The sequence below is a fragment of the Cupriavidus sp. SIMBA_020 genome (assembly GCF_046535395.1).
Classification (GTDB): Bacteria; Pseudomonadota; Gammaproteobacteria; order Burkholderiales; family Burkholderiaceae; genus Cupriavidus; species Cupriavidus campinensis.
The window spans coordinates 1-240 of the sequence record NZ_JAWRWU010001534.1; the positions used below are offsets into that span (position 1 = coordinate 1).

The following is a 240-nucleotide window of genomic DNA, read 5'->3' on the forward strand; positions in this document are numbered from 1 at the left end:
CGAGCCGTCGGCCCGCCTGGCGGCAGCGCGTGCGTGAAGGCTTATTGGAACGGCGGCGAATACAGCAGGCCGCCCTGGTTCCATTGCCGGTTCAGGCCGCGATCGAGCTTGAGCGGCGTGGCCGCGCCCAGGTTTCGGTCCCACACCTCGCCATAGTTGCCGACGGCCTTGATCACGTTGCGGGCCCAGCCTTCGTCCAGCCCGAAACTCTTGCCGATGCCGGGGTCCAGACCCAATAGG

The 240-nt window shown here is 67.5% G+C and carries 1 pseudogene; it reads right to left on the bottom strand.

Features of this window, described 5'->3' with window-relative positions:
* Positions 1-41: 41 nt before the first annotated feature.
* Positions 42-240 (bottom strand): annotated as a pseudogene (locus tag SB751_RS34730) (amino acid ABC transporter substrate-binding protein); the annotation flags it as partial.